Source organism: Lactococcus sp. bn62, from assembly GCF_029492705.2.
Classification (GTDB): domain Bacteria; phylum Bacillota; class Bacilli; order Lactobacillales; family Streptococcaceae; genus Lactococcus; species Lactococcus petauri.
Map to the genome: position 1 here is coordinate 1067418 of NZ_CP120417.1, position 20746 is coordinate 1088163.

25 protein-coding genes are annotated in these 20746 nt (G+C 38.7%); 18 read left to right on the forward strand and 7 right to left on the reverse strand.

Features of this window, described 5'->3' with window-relative positions; all coding sequences use genetic code 11:
- Positions 1-62 precede the first annotated feature (62 nt).
- Positions 63-542, forward strand: a complete 480-nt coding sequence (locus P3G65_RS05605) for a VTT domain-containing protein (protein ID WP_004257007.1) — start codon at positions 63-65, stop codon at positions 540-542.
- 74 nt (positions 543-616) lie between these two features.
- Here the strand turns inward: P3G65_RS05605 and P3G65_RS05610 are convergent, their stop codons facing one another.
- The 3 genes from P3G65_RS05610 to P3G65_RS05620 form a co-directional block, all read right to left on the reverse strand.
- Positions 617-1213: a lipoprotein BA_5634 family protein gene (locus P3G65_RS05610; protein ID WP_019291734.1), complete on the reverse strand. Its 597-nt coding sequence runs from the start codon at positions 1211-1213 to the stop codon at positions 617-619.
- A 115-nt stretch (positions 1214-1328) separates the two neighbouring features.
- Complete coding sequence (locus tag P3G65_RS05615; protein WP_019291733.1) at positions 1329-2132, reverse strand: pyruvate, water dikinase regulatory protein; 804 nt, start codon at positions 2130-2132, stop codon at positions 1329-1331.
- A 9-nt stretch (positions 2133-2141) separates the two neighbouring features.
- Entirely contained in the window at positions 2142-2774 is a 633-nt protein-coding gene (locus tag P3G65_RS05620; RefSeq protein WP_019291732.1) for a helix-turn-helix transcriptional regulator, read from the reverse strand.
- A gap of 200 nt (positions 2775-2974) precedes the next feature.
- Here P3G65_RS05620 and ppdK point away from each other — a divergent pair, with 200 nt between their 5' ends.
- Positions 2975-5593: a pyruvate, phosphate dikinase gene (ppdK, locus tag P3G65_RS05625; protein ID WP_019291731.1), complete on the forward strand. Its 2619-nt coding sequence runs from the start codon at positions 2975-2977 to the stop codon at positions 5591-5593.
- A 40-nt stretch (positions 5594-5633) separates the two neighbouring features.
- Here ppdK and P3G65_RS05630 read toward each other — a convergent pair whose 3' ends face one another.
- Positions 5634-6032: a phosphate-starvation-inducible PsiE family protein gene (locus tag P3G65_RS05630; protein ID WP_004257024.1), complete on the reverse strand. Its 399-nt coding sequence runs from the start codon at positions 6030-6032 to the stop codon at positions 5634-5636.
- A 295-nt stretch (positions 6033-6327) separates the two neighbouring features.
- On the opposite strand from P3G65_RS05630, the gene P3G65_RS05635 reads away from it, so the two are divergent.
- Positions 6328-6708, forward strand: coding sequence for a VOC family protein (locus P3G65_RS05635; RefSeq protein WP_019291730.1), 381 nt, complete (start codon positions 6328-6330; stop codon positions 6706-6708).
- Between the two features lie 11 nt (positions 6709-6719).
- Here the strand turns inward: P3G65_RS05635 and P3G65_RS05640 are convergent, their stop codons facing one another.
- Both P3G65_RS05640 and P3G65_RS05645 read right to left on the reverse strand, forming a co-directional pair.
- Positions 6720-6902 (reverse strand): hypothetical protein, encoded by a 183-nt coding sequence (locus P3G65_RS05640; protein WP_004257029.1) that lies wholly within the window; start codon positions 6900-6902, stop codon positions 6720-6722.
- Positions 6892-8343, reverse strand: a complete 1452-nt coding sequence (locus tag P3G65_RS05645) for a Y-family DNA polymerase (protein ID WP_019291729.1) — start codon at positions 8341-8343, stop codon at positions 6892-6894. Before P3G65_RS05645 ends, P3G65_RS05640 begins: the two co-directional genes overlap by 11 nt.
- A 351-nt stretch (positions 8344-8694) precedes the next feature.
- Between P3G65_RS05645 and P3G65_RS05650 the strand changes: the two genes are divergently transcribed.
- The 6 genes from P3G65_RS05650 (at position 8695) to P3G65_RS05675 (ending at position 13279) form a co-directional block, all read left to right on the forward strand.
- Positions 8695-9072: a VOC family protein gene (locus tag P3G65_RS05650; protein WP_230318199.1), complete on the forward strand. Its 378-nt coding sequence runs from the start codon at positions 8695-8697 to the stop codon at positions 9070-9072.
- Positions 9073-9347: 275 nt separating this feature from the next.
- Positions 9348-10043 carry a glycoside hydrolase family 73 protein gene (locus P3G65_RS05655; protein WP_232621146.1) on the forward strand — a complete coding sequence of 232 codons (696 nt, stop codon included), beginning with the start codon at positions 9348-9350 and terminating at the stop codon, positions 10041-10043.
- A 172-nt stretch (positions 10044-10215) separates the two neighbouring features.
- A complete protein-coding gene (locus P3G65_RS05660) occupies positions 10216-10512 on the forward strand; it encodes a hypothetical protein (RefSeq protein WP_230318198.1) in 297 nt (98 codons plus the stop codon).
- A 250-nt stretch (positions 10513-10762) separates the two neighbouring features.
- Positions 10763-11407, forward strand: coding sequence for a DNA-3-methyladenine glycosylase (locus P3G65_RS05665; protein WP_019291724.1), 645 nt, complete (start codon positions 10763-10765; stop codon positions 11405-11407).
- A 266-nt stretch (positions 11408-11673) separates the two neighbouring features.
- Positions 11674-12531 carry a ribosome biogenesis GTPase YlqF gene (gene ylqF / locus P3G65_RS05670; protein ID WP_019291723.1) on the forward strand — a complete coding sequence of 286 codons (858 nt, stop codon included), beginning with the start codon at positions 11674-11676 and terminating at the stop codon, positions 12529-12531.
- Positions 12518-13279, forward strand: a complete 762-nt coding sequence (locus P3G65_RS05675; protein ID WP_019291722.1) for a ribonuclease HII — start codon at positions 12518-12520, stop codon at positions 13277-13279. The genes ylqF and P3G65_RS05675 overlap by 14 nt, the downstream gene beginning before the upstream one ends.
- A gap of 19 nt (positions 13280-13298) precedes the next feature.
- Here the strand turns inward: P3G65_RS05675 and P3G65_RS05680 are convergent, their stop codons facing one another.
- The gene (locus P3G65_RS05680) at positions 13299-14045 is read right to left on the reverse strand and encodes a mechanosensitive ion channel family protein (RefSeq protein WP_004257051.1); all 747 of its coding nucleotides are present in this window, start codon (positions 14043-14045) and stop codon (positions 13299-13301) included.
- A 137-nt stretch (positions 14046-14182) separates the two neighbouring features.
- Between P3G65_RS05680 and P3G65_RS05685 the strand changes: the two genes are divergently transcribed.
- From P3G65_RS05685 to P3G65_RS05725, 9 genes are all read left to right on the forward strand, one after another.
- Positions 14183-15205 (forward strand): branched-chain amino acid aminotransferase, encoded by a 1023-nt coding sequence (locus tag P3G65_RS05685; protein ID WP_029343514.1) that lies wholly within the window; start codon positions 14183-14185, stop codon positions 15203-15205.
- A gap of 120 nt (positions 15206-15325) precedes the next feature.
- Entirely contained in the window at positions 15326-15565 is a 240-nt protein-coding gene (locus P3G65_RS05690) for a YneF family protein (RefSeq protein WP_004257058.1), read from the forward strand.
- A 27-nt stretch (positions 15566-15592) separates the two neighbouring features.
- Entirely contained in the window at positions 15593-17005 is a 1413-nt protein-coding gene (racE, locus tag P3G65_RS05695; protein ID WP_019291720.1) for a glutamate racemase, read from the forward strand.
- Between the two features lie 35 nt (positions 17006-17040).
- A complete protein-coding gene (locus P3G65_RS05700; protein ID WP_004257065.1) occupies positions 17041-17550 on the forward strand; it encodes a metallophosphoesterase in 510 nt (169 codons plus the stop codon).
- Positions 17551-17570: 20 nt separating this feature from the next.
- Entirely contained in the window at positions 17571-18035 is a 465-nt protein-coding gene (gene cbpB, locus P3G65_RS05705) for a cyclic-di-AMP-binding protein CbpB (RefSeq protein ID WP_014024836.1), read from the forward strand.
- Positions 17992-18720, forward strand: a complete 729-nt coding sequence (gene xerD, locus P3G65_RS05710; protein WP_016170926.1) for a site-specific tyrosine recombinase XerD — start codon at positions 17992-17994, stop codon at positions 18718-18720. Before cbpB ends, xerD begins: the two co-directional genes overlap by 44 nt.
- Complete coding sequence (locus P3G65_RS05715; protein ID WP_019291719.1) at positions 18717-19457, forward strand: segregation/condensation protein A; 741 nt, start codon at positions 18717-18719, stop codon at positions 19455-19457. Before xerD ends, P3G65_RS05715 begins: the two co-directional genes overlap by 4 nt.
- The gene (scpB, locus tag P3G65_RS05720; protein WP_100205809.1) at positions 19450-20019 is read left to right on the forward strand and encodes an SMC-Scp complex subunit ScpB; all 570 of its coding nucleotides are present in this window, start codon (positions 19450-19452) and stop codon (positions 20017-20019) included. Before P3G65_RS05715 ends, scpB begins: the two co-directional genes overlap by 8 nt.
- Positions 20006-20722: a pseudouridine synthase gene (locus P3G65_RS05725; RefSeq protein WP_004257079.1), complete on the forward strand. Its 717-nt coding sequence runs from the start codon at positions 20006-20008 to the stop codon at positions 20720-20722. Before scpB ends, P3G65_RS05725 begins: the two co-directional genes overlap by 14 nt.
- Positions 20723-20746: the final 24 nt, after the last annotated feature.

A 20746-nucleotide genomic window follows, 5' to 3' on the forward strand; every position in this document is an offset into this window, starting at 1 on the left:
TTATGTTTCAATAGTAGAGAGCTTTATAATTAAGCTTATGTAAAATAAGAGGAGTGAAACAGATGGTTGAAAAGATGCTGAATTGGGTGGCAAGTTTGCCCCTCTGGCAAGCCACCTTGTTCTTGTTTATTGTTGTTTTCTTTAGAGCACAGATGACCTTTGGTCTAGGAAAACTCATTCATATGGGAATATTGAAGACAAAATGGGGTAAAAAGGCAGAGAAATCCGAAGAAAATCGAGCAGGAATGCTCGCTCTTCAAAAATATGGATGGCCTGTTATACCTTTGAGTTTCTTGACAGTTGGTTTTCAAACTGTCGTACAGCTTGCGGCTGGCATGTTAGATTGGAAATGGAGCAAGTACACACTTGTAGCCCTTCCAGGCTATTTAGCTTGGGGCTTTGTCTACGCTGCAGGAGGCCTGACCTTATTCCGCTCGATTGCTAATGGCTCAATTGGCTTATTGATTCTTTTTGTTATTATCGTATTATTACTTTGGAGTGTTGGGACATTTTTAGTGAAAAAACTTAAACCTAATGCATAACACAAGGAACTTGTTCATATTTTATTTTTTATTTAAATATGGATGCAATATAAAAAACACAACCTTGGTTGTGTTTATTTTTGTTTAAAATTAAAAATTTGTGCTTTATCGGCTTTGTACTCTGTTAAAGCATGTGCAGCATCTCTTTTTTCTTCAATCATGCTGACATATTTGGCAGGAGCTTGGAACTTTTTGAAGGCTTCTTTGTCAAGAACAAGTGTTTTTTTCGTCATGCTTGATTCACCTAAGACAACATATTCCGTTGTTGCAGCAGTAAAACGTTGCCCTTTTTCATCTTCGATAGTGTTTACTTGTGTATCAGCTGTCCATAAAGCAGGAGTTTTCGGAAGTGAGGTAACATGTTTAAAGTTAAATTCGTCTCCCTTTTTGCTTACTGTGTTGACAGCTTTTGCTTGAATCAATTTCTCAGCAGAAGCAGCATCTAATACTAAAGTATCCGTTTCAGTGATATATTTTCCTTCCACAGTGATGTTGTTTTTTATGTAAGATTGGTTGTCTTTTAAGCTTTGTTCGAGCTCTTTTTTGTCAGAACTATAAAGAATGATGCCATGAACAGGCTGGTGGAATAAAGAGATAACTTTACTAATGGCAAAGTAGCCTCCTGCGATAAACAAGATGAGTGCTGGAATAATCCAAAGTTTCTTTGTCAATGTAGTGTTGTCCTTTTCTAAAGTTTTTTTATTTCTTTATTTATTTTATCAGGGAATTAGGATTCAAAAACTTACTCTTCTGTAAGATAAAAAATAAAAAGCACTTGTGTGCTTTTTATTTTTGGATAAGATTCTCAATAAGCATTGAGCTTTCTTCAATTGAACGTTTACTGACATCAATTGTCTCGATGCCCAATTGCTCAAAGAGTGTATCTGCATAAGCCAACTCTTCAAGAATACGCTTTTCATCAGAATACATGGATTTTTTTTTAAGCCCAAGCGTTTGTTCTCGGTAGCTTCGTATATTACTTAAACTTTCAGAAGTACTGGTTAAGCCGATAATCTTACGCGGATCAACTTTATAAAGTTCTTTAGCCACTTCGACCTCTGGAATGATCGGGAGATTTGCTACCTTGTAACCTTTGTTGGCCAAGTACATACTCAGTGGTGTTTTTGAAGTTCGCGAGACACCCAGAAGCACAATATCGGCATTTAAAAAGCCTTTAGGATCTTTGCCATCGTCATATTTTACCGCAAATTCGATAGCAGCTACACGATTAAAATAGGCTTGATTTAACCGATGAACACTGCCGGACTCTTGTGTAGGTTGCTCCCCTGAGCGTTCTTCAATAAGGTGCATGAGTGGCGACATAAAGTCCACATAGGCCAAATCATGTGTATCTGAAAATTTTTTGACACAAGCTACTAAAGACTTATCAACGAGAGTGATGGCAACCAGTGCATTTTCTTTTTTGGCATCATTCAAAATTTCTAATAGGGAAGCTTTATCATTGGTAAAAGGATAAAGCTGAACATCTGATAAATCAACAGTTGGAAATTGTGCCACAACAGCAGAAATAATTTTTTTGGCTGTTTCACCGACAGAGTCAGTAATGAGATAAATTTTTATATTTTGCATTTTGTCCCCTTAATCTTCGCCTTGCATTTCATTTCCTGTTTGGATGAAAGCGTTCATGATGTGTTTGATGGATATTTTACCGATGATTTTTTTCGAGTCTACTTTTTCAAGCACAGGTAAGCTATCAACCTCGTATTGGGAAAGAATATTCCCAGCTTCAAGTAAAGTCTTGTCGGCAGTTATAGTATGAATATTAGGCATACGTGTCATTATGACAGCAACGGGTGTTTTCTCCAGATTGTTGCCACTAATAGCGAAGCGGAGAAGATCTTTCCGAGAAAGAAGGCCAGCTAAATCGCCATTTTCATTTTTGACATATATACTGCCAATATCATAGAGAAAAAGACTTGTCGCAGCGTCGTAAACAGACATATTTTGCTCAACAATCAGGGGCGAAGTCATAACGTCTGCTACTTTTTTTGAGTAGCAGCTTTCAATATAAAGAGGCTGCATTTTTTGCCCCGTATAGAAATAGCCCACCTTTGGCTTAGCATCAAGTAATCCCGTCATGGTTAGTATAGACAAGTCGTTCCTTAAAGTTGCACGACTTAAACCTAAATTTTGTGCAATTTTTTCACCACTTATGGGCTGTTCTGCTTTTACGATATTAATTATTTCAGTTTGTCTTGTTGTCAGTTTCAAGTGCCACTCCTTAATAAATAAGACATACTATATATTATATGTGTTTTATCTTTTAAAAGCAATTTATAAAAGGAAATCTGCTATATATAAGGTAAATAAGCCATAAAAGAATACGGTTACAAAACGCTTGACAATAAATGTGACATACTATATAATGTGTTTATTCACCAAATAGTATGTCACATATAAAGGAGACGCGAATGTCACGAGCAAAAAAACGGGTTTATAACTTTACAGAAGGTTCAAAAGAACAAAAGGCTCTCTTGGGAGGAAAGGGAGCAAATCTTGCAGAGATGACTGGGATTGGTTTACCCGTACCCAGAGGATTTACCATAACTACAGAAGCTTGCTTAGAGTATCTGGATTCAAAAAAATTATTGTCTGAGTTGGTTAAGGAAATAAAAGAGCATATTGTGAGGCTAGAAAATGAAACGGGGAAGAAATTTGCAGATGAGGAAAATCCACTTTTAGTTTCGGTCAGAAGTGGCTCAAAATTTTCAATGCCGGGTATGATGGATACCATTTTGAATTTAGGTTTAAACCATCAGAGTGTTGAAATTTTTGCCCGCAAGACTGGGAATCCTGTGTTTGCTTATGATTGTTACCGTCGTTTAATTCAAATGTTTGGCGATGTGGTTAAAGGCGTGGATAAAAACATTTTTGAAGAAGCGCTCACGCAATATAAAGCAGCACATGGTTACAGCTCAGATATTGAGATGAAAGCGGAAGATTGGAAGGAGATTATCCAACAATTTACCACAATCTATCTGAAAGAGGTTGGTGAAAACTTTCCCCAAGACCCATCTAAACAGCTTTATGCTGCAGTAGAAGCGGTATTTACTTCTTGGAATAATCCGCGCGCTGTAACTTACCGTCGTATCCATGAAATCTCCGATAAACTTGGAACAGCTGTTAATATCCAAGAAATGGTGTTTGGAAATACTGGCGGGAATAGTGGCACAGGAGTTGCCTTTACACGTAATCCCGCCACAGGAGAAGCCGGTGTTTTTGGCGAATTTTTGCTGAATGCTCAAGGTGAAGATGTTGTTGCAGGGATTCGGACACCGCGTCCAATACAAGAGCTGAAACAAGACCAACCCGCGATTTATTTGCAATTTGAAAAAATATGCCATCAGTTGGAAGCGCATTATCAAGATATGCAAGATATCGAGTTTACCATAGAAGAGGGAAAACTCTTCATTCTTCAAACACGTAACGGGAAACGAACAGCAAAGGCCGCTTTTAAAATTGCGACTCAAATGGCAGAAGATGGCGTAATAAGTAAGGAGGAGAGCTTGAAACGCCTAACGCCTTCCATGATTACTCAACTGCTTCATCCTGTGTTTGATGAACAAATGTTGGCGGAGAGTCAAGCTATAGCAAAAGGATTACCTGCGAGCCCTGGTGCAGCTTCTGGGAGAGTTTATTTCCATGCAGAGGATGCGCAAAACGCACACGCGGCGGGACAAAAAGTTATCCTTCTTCGAACAGAAACTTCACCAGAAGATATTGAAGGTATGGTTGTGAGTGAGGCCATTGTCACATCTCGTGGAGGAATGACCTCTCATGCGGCTGTCGTAGCACGAGGTATGGGGGTGTGCTGCGTGGTTGGATGTGAACAATTAACGATTAATGAAAAACTCAAACAAGCATACGATGGTACACATACCATAAATGAAGGTGATTTACTCTCAGTAGATGGTACAACAGGAAAAATCTACCGGGGTGAAATTAAACTTGATAAGGCACAAGATCTCGATCTTTTAGTAAAAGTGCTCAAATGGGCCTCTCACATAGGGAAGTTGCAGGTCAGAGCAAATGCTGAAACTGTTGAAGATATCAGAGCTGCGTTAGAGTTTGGTGCGAGCGGTATTGGCTTGGCGCGTACAGAACATATGTTTTTTGGAAAAGAACGAATTTTGGAAATGCGTAAAATGTTTCTCTCAGAAGATCAACTGCAGCGTAAGCAATCGCTTGAAACACTCAAAGAATTCCAGAAAAAAGATTTTGCTGAAATTTTGAATCTCACCGAGGGAATGCCGTGTACGATTCGCCTTTTGGATCCGCCGCTTCACGAATTTATGCCTAAAACGAAGGAAGAATATGAACAAGTGGCTGAAGCATGCGGTCAAACGGTTGACTTTATCATGCAAAGAGGGAAAGATCTTGAAGAGTTCAATCCAATGCTGGGGCATCGTGGTTGTCGTTTAGCCATAACTTATCCTGAAATATATGAAATGCAGGTTGAAGCCATAATGGAAGCTGCTTTGGAGCTTGCTAAAACAGGAAAGCAGGTCAAACCAGAGATTATGATTCCTTTAGTTGCTGAAGAAAAAGAATTGTCTTATCTTAAAAAGATGTTGGAAGACAAAATTCAACATGTCTTTGAAAAACACAAGATGAAACTGACATATAAAATCGGTGCAATGCTTGAAATTCCAAGAGCCTGCTTGACGGCCGACCAGCTTGCGACTTCGGCACAGTTCTTCAGCTTTGGTACCAATGACTTGACACAGCTGACCTATGGCTTTTCTCGTGATGATTCGGTCAAATTTTTGCCAGACTACATTGAGAAAGGGATTTTAGAAGATGATCCTTTTCAACATTTGGATCAGAAAGGCGTGGGCAGTTTGATGAAAACAGCAATAGAGCTTGTCAAACCGCGGCATAAGGATATTAGTTTTGGGGTGTGTGGTGAAGTGGGAGGCGATCCAGACTCCGTTGCTTTTCTTCAAAACATCGGTTTGGATTATGTATCATGTTCACCATACCGCGTTCCTGCAGTTCTTCTTACGGTTGCACAGATGAGTATTAAGTAAGAGGATGTAAAAAACCTTCGACAATAAGCGAAGGTTTTTATTATTTTAAATCTCCCCAAAGGTTGAGCATCACAGTTCCAATGATGAGGACCAAAATGGCTGAACATTGGAGGAACAGGCTGAGTTGAGAAGTTTCGTGATTTGAAATCAAAAGTCGAACGATCGAAGCAACGGCGATATAGATATATTTCTTGATTGTTGGGTGATCATTATCCGAAAGATAGTGAATGATGAGTTCTAAAAATTCCAAAAAGAGGAAAAAAGTTAAGATACGGTCAATAATATCGTAGAAACTGTAATCAATAAATCCAGTAGTGAAGGAGGAGAGAAGGACCCAAATCTCTTTAAACATAAGGAAGGCAATAACCAACCCGAGTAAACTTAAACAGACTTTTATGATGACATTAAAAGTTTTCGATAAAAAATTAAATTGAATCAAATGAGAACCTCCGTGATTAGTCGCGTAATTTTATAATTCTAGTATAGCACAGGAACATAGGCTTTGAGGAGCAATTAGACTTGGAAAAATGAACTGAATATTTGAAAATAAGAGAACTCTTATTAAAAAGATGCATTTTCTTATTACATTGGCTAAATGTATAAATTATCCCTCTCGGTATTCCAGAGTTTCTAAATTGTTTTTTGCCTTAGACTGTGGGATAATCAATGTATAAGAAGAAGGTGCGTTTATAACAAACCGCCATTTGTTTACTTTATAGAAAAGAGAAAATACTATGATTAATCTTTGTAATATGCTTTATGTTTCAGATGTCCCAAAGCACGCAGAATTTTGGACGAAAGTCGGTTTGCAAGAACTTCGCCGTCAAGGTTCAGGCTCACAAGAAACGGTGATTTTTGCAGTGGATGCGAATGCGCCAAGCGCACGTATTCAATTATGGAATCTGGATTTTATTCGTCAAAATTCACCAGAAGTGGCGGACATGAAAGGCTCAATGCTCTTTACTGTAGATAACCTAGAAGAGTGGCACTCGCGTGTTGCTGAAGCAACGGATACAGTGAGTGAAATCAATGATTTCCAAGGTATGGTGAACTTTAACTTCCAAGATCCGGATGGCAATTATTATGCCTTTGCACAGTCTGAGTTACCAGAATGATGTGCAAAATCTTAATCGTCTAATTTTGAAGTTGCTTTCTTTGGGAATGTTTCATTTTCTAATTCCTCTTTCTCTCGCAATTTCCGCTGTGCCTCAGACAGTTCTCCGGTGGCGAAAGCTCCCCATTTCATCATGCCTCTGTCATGATAGTTACGGATGGATTCATAAGGGCTATATGAGCGATCAACTGTCATTTTTTTCTCCTCCTGCGGCTGCATGGCCGCCAATCATTTTGTTTCTTTCTAAAACTCTAGAGCCAGCTGTCAAAACGCTGGCTTTTTGAATGGCTGTAAAGTCAAATTTATCACGTATTTCATCGATGGCATCTTGCAGAGCTTCCTGTTTTTGATGGGTGATGACCTGAGATTCATTGGGGAGCATTGTTTCAAAAAGATTAAGTTGCTTAATATTTTCGCTAGATAAATCAAAACCGCCGATACCGATTTCTCTTACAATTTCACCATGATATTTTTCTCTAAAGAGGCGCAAAAACTCGGATTGAATATCCGTCGTACTTTGAGTGGGTTCAATTTTACTGGCTGTCTTTATTGAAGAAGAGTCCTCTTTGTAGGAAGGTTTAACATAGAGCGAGAGACCGCCCGCAAGCTTTTTCCCTTTTCGAAGTCGAATAGCAAGATGCTCAGCCATTTCCTTAATCACTAGCTCTATTTCATCTTGCTGTACATAGTCACGTGGCAAAATCTGACTGTTGCTGTAGCTTTCTGATTTTTTGTGGTGTTTCTCGCGAACATTGGTTTCATCAATACCATGAGCATGAAAAAATTGTTGAAGACCAACGATTCCCATTTTGCGTTTAATCCTATCAGGGTTTGCATGGGCTAGATCCTTGATAGAGTAAATTCCTAACTTATTGAATCTTTTCTCTGTTCGTCTTCCAATCCCCCAAAAATCAGTCATTTTGGGAAGTGTCCAAACTTTATTAGGGACGTCCTCATAACGAATGAGTGCCCGCATAGTTGCGCTGTGCTTGGCATAATTATCCATCGCCAACTTAGCCAGCAAGGGATTATCTCCCATTCCAACGGTCACAAATAGGCCCATTTGCTCAAGGACTTTATGCTGTAAATCCTGGGCTAACAAATCCATTTGCTCATATTTATCTTTGATGTCAGGGTAGAAAAGATTCAGGGATTCTGTAACATCAAGGAAGGACTCATCAATAGAATACGAGTGAATTTCTTCAGAAGAAGTATAGTTAGCCAAAAGTTGTTGCATCTCGATATTCTTATCAATATAAAGGGCCATCTGCGGGGGAACGATAAGTGTGCGCTTAGCCCAACTTTCAATAAAAGCGACATGTTGCATTGAGGGTTCTGTGCGTTGCCCGTAAATGTCAGTATGTTTGGCATACCAACGCCGGTAGTTAAACTTCCTATTTTCCAGTAAAAAAGGTAAATCTGCCGCACGACTGACGTTAGATTTTCCAAAAACCTCTTTAAATTTTGGACTTGAAGCTAAGATAAGGCCATAGGAGTGATCTGAGCGACTCATGACACAAAGAGAACTCTTTAAAGGATGAAGCCCTCTCTCCACACATTCGATTGAGGCATAGTTCGATTTCACATCCTCAAAAAAAATTGCGCGCCGTGGTTCATACGTATAGTCAATAAACATATTATATCCTCAATAAATATTGATTTATTCAATATTATATACCTATAAAAGGAATAAAATAAAGAAAAATAATTATAAATTCAATATTTATTCTTTATGTAATCTAAATGATGTTTTATAAAAAAATGTAATAGAAAAACACATGAGATTCTCAAATTTTTAGTAAAAATAGGAATGGGAATGCTATAATGAAAGTAACGAAAATGTAATAAAAGAAAGAGCTATGAAAATTTTAATCATTCAAAAAAAGACACCGTACGGTCGTAAGTTAAAGATAGCTTCAGTGGTCAGCTTGACCACATTGCTGCACGCAAAGACGAAGATTGAGTTTGAAGTTAGGAGTGAATGAACATGATTACCATAGAAGGATTTTATTTCACGGTTACAGACCTCGATAAATCAATCAAGTTTTACGAGGAATTATTGGGCATAAGTCCCACCCATGTTGAAGCCAATCGCTGGGCGGATTTTTATCAAGGTGACAAACACTTCGGACTATTGTGTGACGCAGAGATTAATCAGTGCCGTGCAGTTGGCAACAACGGCGTTCTCAATTTTTACTCCGACAACATACAGCAAGATTATGAGCAGATAAAGAATATGGGCGCGAAAATAATAGATAAGCTTTGTGATACGCCCGACTCACCATATGAATATCTCAGTTTTACCGTCCTTGACCCGGACGAAAATAGGATTGAAATTGCATGGTATCCTGTAACCATACAATAATGAATGAGAGGGCAACATGAAACTAAAAGTCGGTTGTAGAAAGTAAGATTATTTTGTTGCTTTATACCTCGTATGAAAGAGCAGGACTCCATTTACAATTTAATGTAATCTTTTATCAAGAGGGATTTTGGTTTTCTAGTGTTTATGATACAGTTGCTGAGCAGTGGGACACCGACCATTGTGATTACAAGGTTGAGGTTGTTCTTGAGAACGCTTTAAGTATACTTACACTCTGGCAGAACTGGATGAGTTGCAAAAAGTATATGTATTGGCTAATGAAAAGCCACTATCATTTTTGTAAAAAATTTGTAACTTTTTGTTATAATGGTTTTATGACATACCATAAAAAGCGCGGAGTACTTTCTACTAAATCTAGAAAAATCTTTCGTTTTACTGTAAAATTTTTGATTATCCTGTTTGTAATAGTGGATCTTTTGGAACTTAGCACCCTTCATCCAGCGGATCATCGTAATACAAATGAACTTGCGGTACAAGTTGAAACTACCAAGGAATATGATTTTATCCGAACGATAGCTCCTTATGCACAAGAGACCCAAGAAAAATACGGCATTCTCGCTTCCCTGACGCTCGGTCAGGCAGCTTTAGAAAGTGATTTTGGTCGAAGCGGACTTGCAGCTAAATATTATAATCTGTTTGGCATAAAAGCTTACGGTAACGTGCCAAAAGTTGCTTTGGAAACCAAGGAGTTTGAAAATAATCAATGGATAACAGTGCGTGAACCTTTTCGTGTTTATGACAATTGGCAACAGTCTGTAGAAGGGCATGCCTTTCTTTTCACTGAAGGAACAACGTGGAATCCTAACCAGTATGCTCTTGTCCTTGCGGCTAAAGATTATAAAGAGGCAGCTCATGCCGTACAACTATCTGGCTATGCTACTGATCCAGCTTATACTGAAAGACTTCTGGAAATTATCGAAAACTATAGTTTGTTTCAGTATGATAAAGTTTGAATTTTCTTTTTTGAAGGGAAGCCAAATTAAAATTATCTGTTTGGCATTAGACTATAAATGGTTGTAGTAAGTAGGTGCGATCAACAAGGAACAGAGCTACTACGGAGATAGGGCTCTTTTGTATTTCACCCAATCTCATATTAAGCCTTACGATATGCTAAGTGTAGGGCCATTGAGCACACTTTTTACAGACAATCCCGTAAAAAATATTGATACAGAAAAAGTCTTAAACCGTATTCCTCAAATTACTTGGAGGGATATTTTTGCAAAACAAAACGAGATTAAGTTCCGCTATGGTATCTCCAATACCCTGATTACCCAACAACTTGTAATCAAGAAATCTAATATTGATTTTAGTCAAGACAAGATGCAAATTAACGCCATACGTATGGAAACATATCTCAATGACGTAGCTGGAGATGCCTCAAGTAAACAGGATATGATTGCGGATCCTTTGGAGAGAATATAAAAAGGCAAGATTTTATGCCTTTTTAATGTCCGAAAAAAGGTATAAACGATAAGAAAATATTAAACTAAACCGCTGTATATTAGAAAAAATAAATATTGTAATTACTAGGCTAAACTTATTGAAAATGTTAGATCTTTGGAGTATTATTTAAGTAATATTAAATGAGGGATTGATAGCATGGAGGAAGAAAGCCGAACGGTTGTTTTGCTTTTACTATAGAAATATATCAATGTGGAGGATTAAGCTATTTATGAAAGATAAAAATTTTATAGATATTATAAGTAAAAGCACAATTGAGATAGCTAAAAATCTTCTTGGTATGAAACTTGTCTTGGAAAAAGGCGGAGAGTCAGAAATACTTGGGAATATCGTAGAAACTGAAGCTTATCTTGGGACACGGGACAGTGCATGCCATAGCTTCATGGGAAAACGAACCCCGCGTAATGAATCCATGTACCTCGCTGCCGGGCACTGGTATGTATATCAAATTCATGGTCATTTTATGTTAAATCTAGTCACTAAAGGCAAAAATGTTCCAGAGGCCGTTTTAATTCGCGCCGTTCAAGCAGAGGCTCCAGAACATGATGGCAGTGGTCCGGGAAAGCTCACGAAATCCTTTGGCATAACGAAAGAGATAGACGGAGAGTATTTTGTTGACTCACGTTTGACATTAGAAGTAGACAAAACACCAAAAGAGATTGCCTGTCGAAAGAGAATTGGAATAACATGTAAGGATGAATGGCGAAATGAACCTTTAGGATTTTACGTAAAAGGAAATTCGCAAGTTTCTCGTATTCGCAAAAAAGAAATATTCGGTGACGATGAGTTGACTTGGGAGAATCCCGCCTTTCAGGAGAATAAAAACGAGCGAGAAGAAACGATACAAGAGGCATGAATTCATGTCTTTTTGTATGAGAAAGAATGCCTGAACAAGAAGATAGCTCACAAAGCCAAACGGCTACATATTAGCGCAGATGCTCAAAAAATGATAGAATAACCTAGTATGATATGCTCTACAAGGCTTTTTATGTAAGACAAAAACAGAGAGAGCAGATTCAAGTAAAATAGAGATAGGTCATCTCTAGACGTATTTGGTATTTATTTTCATCACTAAAAAATAATAATGAAAGGCTATAACACCAGTTATAGCAGGGTTTAAAAATGGGTGTAGCAATTCAATGGTTCCCAGGACACATGTCCAAAGCGCGTCGTCAAGTTCAAGAAAATTTAAAATATGTTGATTTTGTGATTGAGTTGGTAGATGCACGTTTGCCGATCAGTTCACGTAACCCTATGTTGGATAAAATTATTGGGGATAAACCACGTCTTATCGCTTTAAACAAGGCCGATTTAGCTGACAGAAATGCGGTGAAATCGTGGGTGGAGTTTTTTGAAAAACAAGGCATCATTGCTTTAGCCATCAATTCAAAAGAAGCACATACTGCCAAACGTTTGACTGTTGCAGCGAAAACTTTGATGGCTGATAAGCTTGCGCGTAATGCTGAGCGTGGCATCCAGAACAGTTCTTTACGTACGATGATTGTCGGTATTCCTAATGCGGGTAAATCAACACTGATGAACCGTCTTGCAGGAAAAAAAGTAGCTGTTACAGGAAATAAACCCGGTGTAACTAAAGGGCAACAATGGTTGCGTACCAATAAAGAGTTGGAAATTCTCGACACACCAGGGATACTGTGGCCAAAATTTGAAGATGATCAAGTTGGTCTAAAACTTGCTTTAACAGGCGCTATCAAGGACCAACTTTTGCCTATGGATGATGTGACAATCTTTGGTTTGCAGTATTTCCTTGAAAATTACCAAGCAGCAACCATGAAACGTTTGCGTATGAAAGAAGCAGACCTAGAGTTAGAGATCCCCGATCTTATCATGGAATTGACCCAACGTTTTGGCTTCCGTGATGATTATGACCGTTTTTATCAAATGTTTGTTAAGGATGTGCGTGATGGCAGAATGGGCGAATATTGCTTGGATAAAGTGAGTGACTATGTCAACGATTAAAGAAATAAAAGAGCAACTGAATGGCTTAAATACACTGGTCGAAGTGGAGGCTTTTCTAGAAGACAGTCGTGCCGGCGTTCAAGCAGCGATTAAACGTCGGAAAAAAGAGATTTTAGCAGAACAAGCGGAAGATGAACGCTTAGAAATGATGCTGAACTTTGAGCGACAAGCATATGCGCAAGGGCTGGACTTAATTGCGGGTATAGATGAGGTTGGACGTGGTCCATTAGCTGGTCCAGTTGTGACTGCAGCCGTTATTTTACCTAAAAATTGTAAGATTAAAGGTCTTAACGACAGTAAGAAAATTTCAAAATCTAAACATGAAGCCATTTTTACAGAAGTCCAAGAAAAAGCGCTTGCTATAGGTATTGGTCTAGTTGACAACGAAACGATCGACCAAGTGAACATATATCAGGCGACTAAAATTGCGATGCTTCAAGCTGTAGAAAAATTAGAAATACAGCCAGAATGTCTCCTCATCGATGCGATGAAGTTAGACATTAATATCCCTCAAGTCAGTATTATCAAAGGTGATGCCAAGTCCTCAAGCATCGCGGCAGCAAGTATTGTTGCAAAGGTGACGCGAGATCGAATGATGGCGGAGTATGCCCACAAATACCCCCATTACGACTTTGAACATAATGCAGGTTATGGCACGGCCAAGCATTTGGAGGGGCTAAAGAACTTCGGCATTACACCGATTCACCGTAAATCTTATGAACCCATCAAATCAATGGTAGAAAAATAAGCAGATCAGGATGATCTGCTTATTTTGTATAATATTTGTTCATGATTTCCATCCGTAAACCATTTATTTCGCTGAGATTCGCCGTGAGCAAACTCCGTATAAAAATGCTCTCGTCCCGTGTGATAATCCCATTGTAAACGACTTGAGGGTATTCAGCGTTCACACGAAGGATTTGAGCTTTCATCGCTTCTAAGTTCTCGGCTGTAACTGGGATATCTAAGTTCATCGTCCGGTCTTTGTAAGAGAAATTTTTCAAGGATTCAATATTACGGTTAGGGATAAAGGCTGTAGCGCCATCATCTGAAATTAAAGTGATTGAGCGAATACCTACAGCAGTGACTTCCCCTTCGATACCTAGATTTTCAAAGCGAATCCAATCGCCCACATTAATCTGATGTTCGACGATAATAAAGAAGCCATTGATGATATCGGCGACGAGATCACGCCCCGCAAAACCAAGAGCAACACCGAGAATACCAGCACCGGCAAGCACACTTCCTACAGGAACACCAAGAATAGAGAGGGTAGTATAGATCCAGAGAAAAGCTGTCAGATAAGTTAAACCACTTTTAGTTAAGCGGGCTAAAGTCATTATCCGAGAAGCGTCTGCCCAAGAACGATTGCTGTAGTTTTTGAAAAGCGTTTCTACGATGCGGACGCTGATCCGGTATAAAATAAAAAACAAAAGACTGACTAAAAAGACGTAGATTAATTTATCCAACAAGAGTTGTCCGAGTTCTTGAAAGTTTATTCTAAGAATATTCATTTTATTTCCATTTCTATAATTTTCTGAATTTATATTGAAATCACATTCAAAATAGCTTATAATAATTAATTATAACAAATACCATGAAGTTTGGCTTTATGGAAAAAGATGTCGATAAAAATGGGGGACGAAAAAGAATGACAGTTGAATTAGATTGGGAAAATTTAGGTTTTGAATACAGAGAGTTGCCTTACCGCTATATTTCACATTTTAAAGATGGAAAATGGGATGATGGAAAACTTACAGGCGATGCAACTTTGCACCTTTCGGAAGGCTCACCAGCGCTTCACTATGGTCAACAGGGGTTTGAAGGGCTCAAAGCCTACCGTACAAAATCCGGAAAAATAAATCTTTTTCGTCCTGATCGCAACGCTGAGCGTTTACAAGCTACAGCACGTCGCTTACGTATGGCGGAAGTGCCAACAGATAAGTTTATCGATGCCGTAAAACAAGTTGTTAAGGCAAATGAAGACTTCGTCCCTCCTTACGGAACTGGAGCTACGCTTTACCTTCGCCCATTATTAATAGGTGTGGGCGGCCTTGTTGGGGTAAAACCAGCAGATGAATATATCTTTACAATTTTTGCAGTTCCCGTAGGTTCTTACTTTAAAGGTGGTCTTGTGCCAACAAACTTCCTCGTGTCCCGTGATTATGACCGTGCAGCGCCACATGGTACAGGTGCGGCAAAAGTCGGGGGGAACTATGCCGCTTCGATTGAACCAGGACAAAAAGCACATGAAGCTGGCTATTCTGATGTAATTTATCTTGACCCTGCCACGCACACTAAGATTGAAGAAGTGGGTGCAGCAAACTTTTTTGGGATTACCAAGAATAATGAGTTTATCACGCCGTTAAGCCCTTCAATTTTGCCTTCTATCACGAAATATTCTTTATTACAACTGGCTGAAGAGCGTTTGGGAATGAAAGCTATTGAAGGTGACGTTTTTGTGGATCAGTTAGATGATTTTGTCGAAGCAGGTGCTTGTGGTACAGCTGCAGTCATTTCACCGATTGGTGCTATTGATGATCAAGATAAACACCATGTTTTTTATTCAGAAACAGAAGTCGGCCCAGTGACGCAACGCTTATACAATGAACTTATTGGTATTCAATTTGGCGATAAGGAAGCCCCAGAAGGTTGGATTTATACTCTTGAATAATAAATAAGAGATTCAAAAATTGTGAGAGGAATCTGCAGCTGACAAATGTGTCTAAATTTGATATAATAAGGAGTAAAAATTACGAAAGCGATTTTATAGCTTTCTTGTAGGAGAGTATTAATGAATTTATTTGTTGCAATTTTACTTATGATTGTCTTTGCCATTGCTGGTTTTGCTGGGGGCGCTTGGTTTACACAAAAACAAACTAAAAAGCTCTTGATGGATAACCCACCATTGAATGAAGATGCAGTACGTATGATGATGGGTTCCATGGGACGCAAACCATCTGAAGCACAAGTACAACAAGTGCTTCGTCAAATTCGTAGTGCAGCTAAACAAGCAGACACTAAGAAAAAATAAGATAAAAAGTAAATTTTGGAGGTATTTATGGACAACAGACCTATTGGCTTACTAGATTCAGGAGTTGGAGGCTTGACCGTTGTTCGCGAGATTCTCCGTCAATTACCAAACGAAGAAATTGTCTATATCGGTGATACGCAACGTGCGCCTTACGGGCCACGCTCAAATGAGCAGATTACTGCTTTCACTTGGGATATGGTCAATTTTTTGCTTTCTAAAAATGTAAAAATGATTGTTTTCGCTTGCAACACAGCGACAGCAGTTGCAATTGAAGAAGTAAGAGCAGCTCTTGATATTCCTGTCATAGGTGTGATTTTACCAGGTGCTTCAAGTGCGATTCAAAAAACAATCACCAAGAAAGTCGGCGTAATTGCGACACAAGCAACGGTTAATTCTGATCAATATCGTAAAGTTATTCAGCTCAAATCATCAAGTGTTGATGTGCATAGTTTGGCTTGCCCAGAGTTTGTACCACTGGTTGAATCCAACGGTGCGGATTCGGAAGAGGCTCAAGAAATAGTAGCGAAGGCTTTAAAATCAATGGTTGGTAAAGTAGACACCTTGATTTTGGGCTGTACACATTATCCTCTTTTGCGCAAACTCATCCAAAAAGAAATGGGGCCAAATGTTCAGCTTATTGACAGTGGTTCTGAAACTGTACGCGATATCACTGTTTTACTCAACTATTTTGATCTCAACGGTGAAGAACGTCAAAGTCTCCATCACCGTTTTTATACAACAGGTAAGGCAGAAGATTTCCAAGCAATTGCGGACAGATGGCTTGGTTCTGGGAAAATTATTGCACAGCACACGGAATTATCTGCTGAAAAAACCCTGCTCATCGCCACACGTAACGACGGGAAAACCGCGGAATTCAAACGTCTATTTGAAGAATTTGGCTACAAAATTAAAAATCTTAAAGATTATCCTGAGTTACCAGATATCGCTGAAACTGGCATGACTTTTGAAGAAAATGCACGTCTCAAAGCAGAACAAATTGCTGAAATTACTGGCGAAGTTGTTATCGGTGATGATTCTGGTTTATGTGTAGATGTTTTAGGGGGCTTGCCTGGTGTCTGGAGTCATCGTTTTGCTGGACCTAATCCAACGGATGAGGAAAATATTGCCAAACTTCTCCATGAGTTAGCCTCAACGGCAATCACGCCGGAACGCCGGACAGCGCATTTCCATACGACATTAGTTGCTGCTTACCCAGGCCATGAAAGTTTGGTGGTTGAAGCAGACTGGCAAGGTCGTATTGGCCTTACGCCGCAAGGAGAAAATGGTTTTGGCTATGATCCTATCTTTTTGGTGGGAACATCAGACCGAACTGCTGCTCAGCTTAGTGCTGAAGAAAAAAATACAGCTTCACATCGTGGTCAAGCTTTACAAAAATTAATGACAGAACTCCCAGAATGGCTGGAGCACATTAAAAAATAAAACGAGGCATGAGTGTTAGCTAAAAGGAGTCTTCAATGTTTGTTGTAATGAGTGATTCACACACTGATCGTGATGTAATTAAAAAAATCAAAAAAAGATATGAAGGCACAGCATCAGCTTTGTTTCATTGCGGTGATTCTGAATTGCCAAGTAATGATGATATATGGCAAGGGATCAATGTAGTTGCAGGAAATTGCGATTACGATGAAGGCTATTCTGAGATAAAAATGGTGGATGTCGAAGGAAAGAAAGTCCTTATCGCGCACGGCCACCAATTTTATGTTGGCTTAGGGCTTGATCGTTATTCTTACTTTGCAGAAGAAAAAGAAGCGGATATTGCACTTTTTGGCCATATCCATCAGCCTGTTGCACAAATGATAGGAAACACTTTGTATATTAATCCTGGTTCAGTAAGTCAACCTAGAGGAAATATCAATATAAAAATGTACGCCGTCGTCACAGTATTAGAAGATGGCTATAAGGTTTCTTATCACGATTTAGAGCATCAGGAAATTCCGGGTCTACAATTTACTTTTGAGCTTTAGAAAAAAGAGGTAGAGTGAAAATGATTGATAAAGCTATTGAAAAATATTTCTTAGAACAAAGCGAAACATTTATAAAAGATGCTGATGACGTAGCTATTTTATGTGACGAACACAATATTTCTCATGCAAAATTATTGCTCAGTCAGTATAAATATTCTAGAGTACCTGTCCTCACTAAAGATAAAGAGTTTGTAGGCGTTTTAGGGCTTGCAGATATTGTCGAATTTGAGATGGGTGAAGATTTCTTTTATGAAAAATCGATGAATACACCTATAGCGGAGATTGTGGACACTGAAATAGAAACAGTATCCCCTTCAGCACCTTTGGAAGAAATCTTGCATAAATTGGTCAAAGAGCCTTTCTTACCTGTGGTAAAAAGAACTGAGTTTGTGGGGATTATTGCACGTCAAGAAATTCTCAAAGCCATTAACGCTTTTGCCCATGAATTTAGTAAAAAATATGATATTATCGAACGAAATTCCTAATTTTTTAGAGAGCAAAAATTTTTCAGAAAATACCAAATCAAATTATCTTTATGATTTACGAAATTTTGCCGAGTTTTTTGAGAAAAGAACAATTTCTCGTGAGTCGCTCATGCTTTATCGCCAATCTTTGAAAAAATTGGCTGTGGCAGCACAACGCCGCAAGATATCAAGTGCAAATCAGTTTCTACTCTATCTTTATGATAAAAATTTACTGAAAGAGTATCATAAAATTCAGCAGGTAAATGCGCCAAAGAAAGAAGTAAAGAAAAAATTAGAAATCAAGAATATGTCATCCGTTTATAAACCGGTGACTTCTCCTGGTCATTTCTTAGCATTTTTAATCCTTGAGTTTGGTTTAACTTTTTCAGAAATACAGCACTTACGGTGGGAAAATTTCAACTGGAAATTCCGAATTCTTACTGTTGAGAAGGCTGGATTAAAGCGTGTCTTACCAATACGTGATAAGTTTGCACTCTATACCCAAAGAATAAACAACGCGGATGAATTGTTTACCAAATCACGTCAATTTCTTTATTTAGAACTAAAAAAATATACGGATTTGACAGCAAAAGAATTACGCGAACAATATATCTTACAGCAAGTGCGGCTGGGCAAAACTGTATACGAATTAGCAGAAGCTCTAGGGCTATCTACAACAACTACTTTAGAGAAATACTATAAATGAGTGAAGAAATAAAGATAAAAATCAATGATTTTGAAGGCCCTTTAGATTTACTTTTGCACTTGGTTGGGCAATATAAAGTTGATATTTTTGAGGTACCTTTGGTTCCAATCATTGAGCAATATTTGAACTTTTTGAAGGCTATGAAAACCTTGGAGTTAGAAATTGCCAGTGAATATATGGTCATGGCGAGTCAGTTAATGCTGATAAAATCCCGTCGTCTTTTGCCTACAGTTGCTGAAGAATTCATCGAAGATACTGAACAGCTGGAACAAGATTTGCTGGCACAAATCGATGAGTATCGAAAATATAAAGCTTTATCCCAAGATATCGCTCAGATGCATGAGGCACGTAGCCAGTATTATTCCAAAGCTAAAACGGAAATTATTGGTGAAGATGCGGTACTTTTACAAGATCATAACAGTCTGGATTTATTTTTGGCCTTCAGCAATGTTTTAGCCTTACAAAAACAGTCCTTCACAGATGAAAATACAACAATAGAGGCAGAGCAATTCTCAATTTCCGATAAAATAGTGGAGTTGTCCCGTTACTTTTTAAAGAAAAAGACGTGCAAGTTTAGTTCTTTATTTTCGAAGAAGACATCGAAAGAAGAGCTTCTGACCACTTTCATGGCTTTGTTAGAGCTCATAAAAACACAACAAGTAACGTTTAAACAAGAAACAGTTTTTGGTGAAATTCTATTAGAAAGAGGACAAACGAAAGATGAACAATCTGAATAAGACAGCCACTTTGGAACTGTTACTCTTTGTTGCGGGTGAAGAAGGGCTGGAGTTAAACCAATTATCAGAGCTTTCGGGTATGAGTAAGTTTGCTTGTGAACAACAAATTGAGCGCCTTATTGAGAAATATCAAGGCGATGAAGAATCTGCGCTAACCATTATCGAAACAGCTGGGAAATATAAATTAGCAACGAAAGATATCTTTGCAGACATCCTTAAAAACTATGCGAAGACACCCCTCAATCAAAGTCTTTCACGTTCTGCCTTAGAAGTACTTTCGATTATTGCCTATAAACAGCCGATTACGCGCCTGGAAATCGATCAATTACGTGGTGTCAACTCTAGTGGAACGCTCTCAACACTGCGTGCTTATGATTTGGTAGAAAAGACAGGCACGCTTGAAGTCGTTGGTCGTCCAGGACTTTATGGCACAACAGAGTTCTTTTTAGATTATATTGGTATCAATGACTTGTCAGAGCTACCAGAAATAGATGAAAGCCAATTTATTGGCGAAAAACAAGTATTATTTAACGAAAATGAGGAATTAAATGAGAATCAATAAATTTTTGGCACATGCAGGTGTTGCCAGTCGACGTAAGGCAGAAGAACTTATTCTATCAGGAAAAGTTTCTGTCAACAACGTTACAATGACCAACCTGGGCTATCAAGTAGAGTCAGGAGATAGTGTTGAGGTCAACGGTGTTGCTGTTTATAACGAAGAACCTGTTTATTATATGCTGAACAAGCCGCGTGGCTATATTTCTAGCTCAAGCGATGATAAGGGCCGTCAAACCGTTATGGATTTGCTCCCTTCAGGAAAGGAACGCATTTACCCTGTCGGACGTTTAGACTGGGATACAAGTGGTCTCTTGTTGCTGACTAATGATGGAGAATTTACAAACTTGATGACACATCCGCGCCACGGTGTTGAAAAGGTTTATATCGCTAAGGTTGAGGGACAAGCCAATAAGGAAAACTTGCGTCCCTTGACCCTAGGCATGACCATCGAGGGTAAAAAGGTGAGCCCAGCACGTTATGAGATTATGAAACAGGACAAGGCGAAAAACAGCTCGCTTGTTAGCTTGACCATCCATGAAGGACAAAATCATCAAGTGAAGAAAATGTTTGCTGCAGTTGGTTTACCTGTCCAAAAACTTAGCCGTGTTCAATACGGACCGTTAAGTTTAGATGGATTAGTCCCTGGTCGCTACCGTCGCTTAACCAAAAAAGAAGTTTCACAATTGGTAAATGAAGCTAAAAAATAAGTAATTTCCGAACAATTCTGATGA